The 8,151-nt window shown below is 59.2% G+C and carries 3 protein-coding genes; all 3 read left to right on the plus strand.

The genetic code is table 11. The features are described from left to right. Positions 1–154: 154 nt before the first annotated feature. On the plus strand, positions 155–1,831 hold the full coding sequence (locus ACETPC_RS22685; protein WP_380184726.1) for a ShlB/FhaC/HecB family hemolysin secretion/activation protein: 1,677 nt from the start codon (positions 155–157) through the stop codon (positions 1,829–1,831). A 14-nt stretch (positions 1,832–1,845) separates the two neighbouring features. Then, on the plus strand, positions 1,846–2,412 hold the full coding sequence (locus ACETPC_RS22690; RefSeq protein ID WP_380184727.1) for a toxin-activating lysine-acyltransferase: 567 nt from the start codon (positions 1,846–1,848) through the stop codon (positions 2,410–2,412). Continuing rightward, a partial coding sequence (locus ACETPC_RS22695; RefSeq protein WP_380184728.1) for a filamentous hemagglutinin N-terminal domain-containing protein occupies positions 2,381–8,151 on the plus strand: 5,771 nt, incomplete at its 3' end. The genes ACETPC_RS22690 and ACETPC_RS22695, both read left to right, overlap by 32 nt.

Genomic DNA, 8,151 nt, shown 5'->3' on the forward strand with positions numbered 1-8,151 from the left:
GCCCGCGTTTAAATATTTCTGATTGTAAACACAAAGAAGGCTGATTATTATAAGCCCTGCTTTTTGTAGGCTTACTAAATCTGAACAATGCGGGCTCGTTTTACGAGCTTAACGATATCGTTAACTTAACAAATCATCTGACAAGGATAAGTCAATGATAGCTTCGCCTTCTCCCGTGCGCGCTGGTTTTGGATTGCTGACAGCGGCGTTTACTTTATCGGCTTTCTCCGCCCAGCCGCAAAACGAACCATTAATTTTGCAGCGCCAGCAGGCGCTTGAGCAGCAACTGCTGCCCTCAACGCCAGACGTGCGCCTCGCTTCGCCTACATCCACTTTTGGCCGCCTTCGCTTTCCACAGGAAAACCCCTGCTTTACTCTGTCGCGGGTTACGCTGGCTGGCAGAGAGAACCTGCCGCGCTGGCTGCCGCTACAGGCCATTGCTAACCAGGCAACAGGAAAATGCCTGGGCGGTAAAGGCATCAATTTGCTGATGAGCGCGCTACAAAATCGCCTGATCGATCATGGCTATATCACCACGCGCGTGCTGGCGCCTTCACAGGATTTAAAAAGCGGCGAGCTGAAGCTGACTCTGTTACCAGGCAAGGTGCACGAGGTTATGCTGACGCCGGAAAGTAACCGCTATCTCACGCTATATAGCGTTTTTCCGGTACACAGCGGCCAGCTACTGGATCTACGCGATATCGAACAAGGGCTGGAAAACCTGCAAAGGCTGCCCACCGTTCAGGCCAGTATGGAAATAGTCCCGGGCAAAGCGCCGGGAGAAAGCGATGTGCAGTTGCGTCGGCAGCAAAGCAAAATGTGGCGTATTGAGGCTTCGCTGGATGACTCCGGTACCCGCGAAACAGGACGTTATCAGGGCAGCCTGACGCTCTCTCTGGATAATCCCTTGTCACTCAGCGATATTTTTTACTTCTCGGCTGGTTCCGGCCTTGTTCATCACGGCGACAAAGGCACCCGCAACTTTACCGGCCACTATTCTTTGCCTCTCGGCTACTGGAACGCGGGCGTGACCGCCAACAGCTACGACTATCACCAGAACGTGGCCGGGCTGACTCAGGATTATCGTTACAGCGGCAAAAGCCAGAACCTCAGCTTTCAGCTCAGCCGCGTGCTGCACCGCAGCGACAGCCAGAAAACCTCCTTTAGCTGGGAAGTGCTGGCAAGAGAAACCCGTAACTACATCAACGATACCGAGGTCGAGGTGCAGCGTCGCCGTACCGCTGCCTGGCGGCTTGGTTTACAGCATCGCCACTATCTGCCGTGGACGACGCTGGATGTTGCCGTCAGCTACCAGCGCGGCACCCGCTGGTTTGGCGCCCTGCCCGCGCCGGAAGAGTATTTCGGCGAGGCCACGGCGCTGGCGAAAATCCTGCAATACTCCGCCCAACTGGAAACCCCTTTCACGCTGGGCGGCCAGCGTTTTCGCCACAGCCTGCGCTATCTGCGCCAGACCAGCAATACGCCGCTGACGCCGCAGGACAAAATGGCGATTGGCAGCCGCTGGACGGTACGCGGCTTCAATGGCGAATACACGCTTAACGCCGACAATGCCTGGTATCTGCGCAACGAGCTGGGCTGGAGCCTGCCTGTGCCTGCCCAGGAGCTTTATCTGGGCGTGGACTACGGCGAAACCGGCGGCAGAAGCAAAAAACAGCTTATCGGCAATCATCTGGCTGGCGGCGCGCTGGGGCTGTGCGGCCAGGCCTGGCGCTTCAGCTATGACCTGTTTGCCGCGATGCCTTTTTCCAAACCAGATGGCTTTCGCACCGATCCGGTCTCGCTGGGTTTCACTGTTAACTGGCAATACTGAACAAGGAGGCAGCGATGAAATTGGGCGAGTACGACATTTGCGCGCCGATGATCCTCGGCGGCACGCTAAGCGAAGCGGAAGTTTTCGGCGCTTCGGTATGGCTGTGGCTGCACTCCGCGCAGCACCGCGATATTCCGCTGCACTGCTTGCCGGACGTGCTGCTACCGATTATTAAACGCCAGCAGTATGCGCTGGTCAGCCGCGCGGCAAAACCGCTGTTTTTTCTGAGCTGGATGTGGCTCGACGAGGCCGCCGAACAGCGCTATATCAGCGAGCCAGCCATTATGGTGCAGGAGCGCGACTGGGCCTGCGGCGATCGCCTGTGGTTCCGCGACTGGATTGCGCCTTTTGGCGAAAACCTGGCGATGGCGCGCCTGGTCAGTAAAGTACTTTTTCCCGACCGCTGCGTTCGTTCGCTCTACCATCGCGGCGCACAGCTTGGCCTGCGGGTCATAAATTTCAAAGGTCAACAGGTGAGCTCCGCCCAGGCAAGGGCCTGGCGCGCGGCCCATCCGCTTTTATCTGTTAACGTCCAGGAAGGACACCGCTATGAACAAGAACCTCTATCGCGTCATCTTTAACCAAGCCCGCGGCATGCTGATGGTGGTGGCGGAGATCGCTGCCTCGCACGGCGGCATTTCATCCCCCTGTGCTTCCGGGCAGTCGCTGCTACAGCACATCAGCGCCCTGACCCGCCTTAAGTTCGCTCTGGCCTTCGCGCTGGGCTGCGTCAGCTTTGCCGCTGGCGCAGGTATCGTTGCCGACCGCCAGGCGCCGGGCAACCAGCAGCCGACCATCATCAGCGCGGCCAACGGAACGCCGCAGATCAATATTCAAACGCCCGGCGCCGCTGGCGTCTCGCGCAACGTCTACAGCCAGTTCGACGTGGATAAAAAAGGCGCGGTGCTGAATAACTCGCACAGCAATACTCAGACGCAGCTGGCCGGTATGGTTACCGGCAATCCCTGGCTGGCAAAAGGCGAAGCGAAAATCATCCTGAATGAGGTTAACGCCAGCCGCGCCAGCCAGCTCAACGGTTTTATCGAGGTGGCGGGCCAGAAAGCTCAGGTCGTTATCGCCAATCCGGCGGGCATCACCTGCGACGGCTGCGGTTTTATCAACGCCCATCGCGCCACGCTGACTACAGGGCAGCCACAGCTGAGTAACGGTCAGCTAACGGGCTATGACGTGGAGCGCGGCGAAATCGTGATCCAGGGCGCGGGGCTGGAAAGCCGATTACAGGATAAAACAGACCTGATTGCGCGAGCGGTAAAAGTCAATGCGGGCCTGTGGGCTAACGAGCTGAACGTCACTACGGGCCGTAATAAAGTGGATGCGGCGCATCAGGCCGTCGCGCCCAAAAACCCCGACGGCAGCGCCAAACCCACGCTGGCGATAGATGTCGCCGCGCTTGGCGGCATGTACGCCAACAAAATCCGCCTGCGCGGCACCGAGGCCGGCGTGGGCGTCGCTAACGCGGGCCATATCGGTGCCTCCGCGGGCGATGTCACCGTGGATGCCAGCGGCATGCTGACCAATACCGGCAGCCTGACCAGTTCGGAACAGCTGCGGCTGACGGCGCAGGGCGCGATAGCCAGCCAGGGCAAAATCTACGCCGCCGGCAGCACGGAAATCCGGACAGAGGCAGAGCTGGTCAACACCGGATCAATAGCCGCCGCGCAAAACGTCAGCCTGAGCGCCGCCAGCATCCACAGCGCTTCGCAAAGCACGCTGGCCGCAGGCGTCAGCAGCGACGGCAAAAAGAGCGCATCCGGCAACCTGATCCTGAACAGCAAAGGCGAGCTGCGCGCTAACGGTCAAAACCTGGCGGCTGGCGAGCTGGCGGCCAGCGGGACAAAACTTGATTTCAGCCACAGCCAGACCGCAGCGGACACTGTCACCCTGACCGCCGCCAGCGGCGATATCACCACCGCCGGCGCCAGGCTGGCCGCGGCCCGACAGCTTGTTGCACAAACCCAAAGCACGCTGAACAACGACGGCGGCGAACTGGTCGCTGACGAGCTGAAGCTGACCGCCAGCCGGTTATCTAATCAGCAGGGCATCATTCAGCAAACCGGCAAACATGACTTACAGCTCGTTCACGCGGCGGGCATCAATAATCGTCAGGGCACCATCAGCAGCAGCGGCGAAAATCTGATGCTGCAAACCACCAGCCTTGATAATGGGCAGGGAGTAATAAGCGGCAGCGGCAAAAACCTGACGCTACAAACCGACCAGCTGAATAACGAACAGGGGAAAATCCTGCACGGCGGCGACGGCAAACTGACGCTGGAGGCAGCACAGATTGCCGGTTCGCAAAGCACGGTGATCTCGAACGGTGCGCTGGCGCTGAACAGCGCAACCCTGGTTCTGGATAACGCCGTCACTCAGGCCGCCAGCATTGAAGTCAAAGCGGATACCCTTTCCAGCCGTTACGGCCAGCTGCTGCAAAGCGGCAACGGCACCATGAAGCTGACCATCGCGGGCGTGCTGGATAACCAGGGCGGCACCCTCGCCTCCGCAGGTGCGCTGGCGCTCTCCGCCAGCGATCTGCTTAATCAGCAGGGGAAAACGATCGTAACAGATCGCTACAGCCTGGAGGCGATCCTCGCTAACGGGCTGCAAAACCGCGAGGGCGTTATTGCTTCCGGCGGCGACCTGAAGCTCAGCAGCCAGGCCCTGGATAACAGCGCGGGCCTGCTGCAGTCCGGCGGCACGCTCTCGCTCGATACTCACCAAAAGGAACTGCTGAATAACAGCGGCACCGTTTACAGCACCGGCAGCGCCACGCTCAATACCGGCGATTTGACCAGCGTCGACGGCCAGATCCTGGCGCAGGATTTGAATATTACTGCGCAGGCTGTTGATAACCGCAGCGGCACCGTTCAGGCGCAGAACGGCCTTGTCCTGACCGGCGGCCAGGTCAGCAACCAGCAGGGTACGTTCGCGGCGGGCAACACCATAACCCTCCGCAGCGAGGCCTTTGATAACAGCCAGGGCGCAATAGCCAGCAACGGTACGCTAACACTACAGGCCTTATCGCTGGCTAACGGTTCAGGCCGGATCGGCGCACAGGGCGATCTGCTGCTGGAGACGACAAAGACGACAGACAATGCCGCCGGGCTGATTTACAGCGCGCAGTCGCTGACGCTGACGGCGGAAAAAGTCCTCAACCAGAATACGCGCGGTGCCAGCCTGGGCATTCAGGGCAACAACATCACGCTGAACGCCGACGAGCTGGTTAACAGCCAGGGCGCGGTGCTGGCAGACGAGCGGCTCAGTCTCACTCTTGGCGACCAGCTGGATAACAGCGGCGGATTAATCAGCTCGCTGGCGGAAACCCGGCTGGCGGCACAGCGGATCGACAACGAGGCGGGCAGCCTGGAGGCAGGCAGTCTGCTGGCGGTAACAGGTGAAGAGTTCAACGGCGCCGGCAGGGCGCTGTCGCTGGGCGATATGACGCTGACGCTGGCGCGGGACTTCACCAACGGCGGCACGCTTCAGGCTGAGGGCAACCTGACGCTCGCCAGCCAGGGGAAAATCCACAACCAGGCGCTGATTCAGGCCGGGCAAACCCTGAGCCTGACCGCGAACGGCGTGCAAAACGATGCCGCAGCGGAAATCAGCGCCGCGACCACCGTACTCAATGCCGGAAAATCCCTGGTTAACTACGGGCTGATCGATGGCTTCACCACCCGCCTCAATGGCGATATCGTCAGCAACATCGGCAGCGGCCGCATTTATGGCGATGCGCTGGCGATAAAAGCCGGCACCCTGAATAACCTGGCGGCAAACGGCGTTGCCGCCACCCTTGCGGCGCGGCAGCGGCTGGATATTGGCGCGACAACCATCAACAACCGCGACCATGCGCTGATCTACAGCGACGGCGTGCTCACTGTCGGCGGCACGCTGAACGGGGAAGGTCTGGCGACGGGTCAGGCGGCGACGCTGAACAATCACAGCGCCACCATCGAGTCCGCTGGCGCCATGGCGCTGAACGTTCGCGAAATTAACAATATCAATGACCGCTTTGAGCTGGAAAACGTGCTGGTTTCCCAGGAAGCGATTTCGGAATATGAAGTAAACAGATTAAAAGACGGCAAACGCTATAACGACAAAGACTACACCATCTATATCTACAAGGATGAGACTTATATTGTCTGCATTGAGGGTGTTATCTGCGGTACCACCGACGGTGACCGCTTTACGCATTATCAGTACACCCGCACTATCACCGAAGACCGCGTAAAAGAAACCGATCCGGCAAAAATTATTGCAGGCGGCAGCTTACAGATTAATGCCGGTAGTTTGCTGAATGATAAAAGCCAGATCGTTGCGGGCGGCACGCTGGCCGTCAACGCCGCCAGCGTGGAAAACGTTGAGGTCGGGGCTTTCCGCCAGATTAACGATGCCGGTCTGGCAACGGCCTATTCGCGCCATCAGGAAAAAGGCAATGACTCTCCCGTAGTCAAAGTCAGCGATTATGTGCCACCCACAGTAATTCAGACTATCGACCTTAACGCCAGCACGCTGGAAGATCATACCCGCGCGCAGAGCAGTAACCCGAACGTCAGCGGCTATCAAACCGCCGAAATCAATACGCAGGTTCAGGGCGCGGGTAAAAACGACCGGGCGCAGATCGTTCTGCCCGCCGGAAAAACATTCGAAGTGCAGATGCAGAGCGGTGAAAGCGTGGTGCGCGTGGCTGGCCCAAATATCAGCCTGCCGGATAACAGCCTGTTTATGGTGCAGCCGCAAAGCACCAGCGCTTACCTGGTAGAAACCGATCCGCGCTTCGCCAGCCAGAAGCAGTGGCTGAGCTCCGACTATATGATGGACGCTTTCGCTACCGATCCCAATAACGTGCTGAAACGCCTGGGCGACGGCTACTACGAGCAGCGGCTCATCCGCGAACAGGTTATCGCGCTGAGCGGCCAGCGTTATCTGGCCGGGCAGCAAAGCGACGAAGAGCAGTACAAAATGCTGATGAACAACGGCATTGCGTTCGGTAAAAAATATAACCTGACGCCCGGCGTGGCGCTGACCTCAGAGCAGATGAGCCTGCTGACGGGCGACATGGTCTGGATGGTAACGCAGAGCGTGCAGCTGGCGGACGGCAGCACGCAGCAGGTGCTGGTGCCGCAGGTTTACGCCGTGGTGAAACCGGGCGACCTGGACGGCAGCGGCGCGCTGCTGGCGGCCAACAACATCGGTCTGAACCTGAGCGGTGAACTGACCAACAGCGGCCGTATCAGCAGCCGACAAAGCACACAGATCCTGGCGGATACCCTCACTAACCTCGGCGGCCAGCTTCGCGGCGACAGCCTTGAGATGAAAGCGCAGACCGATATCAACAATATCGGCGGCGTGATGGCGGCCAACAGCAGCCTGCTGCTCAGCGCCGGGCGCGATATCAACGCCACCACCACTACCCGCCCGGCCGAAAGTGAAGACGGGCGCTTTGCCCGCACCACCCTGGACAGCGTGGCGGGCTTTTACGTTGAGCAGAGCAACGGCACGCTGGCGCTACAGGCAGGAAGGGATATCAACCTCCAGGCCGCACAGGTCGTTAACAGCGGCGAAGACGGCACTCTCGTCCTTACCGCTGGCCGGGATTTAAATCTGACTACAGCAAGCACCGCCAGCCGGGACAATCTCAGCTGGGGCCAGGATTATCAGAATCACTCTACAGGCAGCCAAATCGGTACGGATATCATTGGTTCCGGCAAGGTATCACTGGATGCAGCACAGAATATCAGCGTTACCGCAGGCAATATCTCCGCCGGGCGGCAGCTTAGCCTGACCGCAGGTAACGATATTAACCTGCAACACGCTGTGGACACGGCAACGCTTGACCAGTACTACAAGGCCACCGGCAGCAATGGCGCCTTATCAAGCAAGACCGTTGAGTCGCGCGATACCTTCTCGCACCAGACGGTAAACGGCAGCCAGCTCAGCGCCGACAGCGTAACTGTCCAGGCCGGACGGGATATAACCGTCACCGGAAGCAGCGTCGCGGCCACGCAGGATGTCGCAATGAGCGCCGGAAACAACCTCAACATAGAGAGCGCTACCGCGCAGCAGCAGGAATACTCTTTATGGAAAGAGAAAAAATCCGGCATTTCCGGCACCGGCGGCATTGGCTTTACCGCTGGCAGCAGCAGTCTGAAAAGCACTGATGAGGGTAAGGTGCTGAGCAATACAGGCAGCACCCTCGGCAGCATTGAAGGCAGCGTAAACCTGAGCGCGGGCAATGCCCTGACGGTAAAAGGCTCGGACGTGCTGGCCGGAAAAGACATCAGCCTGACTGGCAAAGAGGT

It is taken from the genome of Pantoea sp. sgz302252, assembly GCF_042610525.1.
GTDB lineage: Bacteria > Pseudomonadota > Gammaproteobacteria > Enterobacterales > Enterobacteriaceae > Erwinia.